This window comes from Mesorhizobium sp. M1252, assembly GCF_040318265.1.
Classification (GTDB): Bacteria; Pseudomonadota; Alphaproteobacteria; order Rhizobiales; family Rhizobiaceae; genus Mesorhizobium.
Genome location: NZ_JAMYLX010000051.1, coordinates 1 through 894 on the forward strand (window position 1 = coordinate 1; position 894 = coordinate 894).

General features: G+C 59.2%; 1 protein-coding gene. It reads right to left on the reverse strand.

Annotated elements, in window-relative coordinates:
• Nucleotides 1-894 (reverse strand): IS21 family transposase (istA, locus tag NKH22_RS31475; RefSeq protein ID WP_352912434.1); only part of this gene is annotated, 894 nt, incomplete at both ends.

Here is an 894-nt window from a genome sequence, read left to right on the forward strand (position 1 = left end):
CACCGGATGCACAGCAATCAGCGCACCGTCTTCGAAGATTCGAACTTCATTGGCCAAGGTGTGAACCTCGACGAGCCGCCTTCTGGTGGCGTCGGGCACGCTGTAGGCGTTTCCACCAACGCTCACCATGCCCTCTCGGGATATCCTGCGCTCAAGCCGCAGAACCGATCGGAACGAAGCCAGCGGCAAGGGACGCAGATGAAGGCGCTCTTCCGCGAAGGCCTCGACGACGACGCGCTGCGTTGTGGCGTGCACGCGCGGATTGGCAACGACATCCAGCCATTGCCGCAGTTGGGTGTTAAGATCATCAAGGTTGCGAAACGAGCGCGCCAGGAAGAAGTCTTCACGAATATAGCGGAATGGTCGCTCGACCTTTCCCTTCGTCTTGGCGCGATATGGTTTGCAGGCCTTTGGAAAGCCGAAATGGCGAGCGAGATCGAGCAGAGCGCGGTTATAAACAATGCCGCCCGTTTCGCCTTCGCCGATGACCGCAGTCTTCATTCGGTCGTAAAGGATCTCGCGCGGAACGCCGCCGATCGCATCGAACGCCGCCGCGTGGCATCGCAGCACCGTCGGCAGATCCTGATGCATAGCAAAGCGCGCCCAGATGAGACGGCTATAGCCCAGCACCATAGAAAACAGCCAGACGATCCTGGGGATTGCCGGCTCATCGGTGAAGACGACATGGAATTGGGCGAAATCCACCTGGGCCTGTTCGCCGGGAGCTGTTTCGAACCGAACTTCAAAGCCGGGTTCTGAGGTCGGACGAACGTCTCTGAGAAAGTCCGTGACGGTAGTGTAGCCACCGGCATACCCACGATCCTTCAGCTCTCGCAAGAGCCGCCGACCGCTAAGGCCGGGATAGGCAGTAATCCGTTCACGCAAATAAGCGGT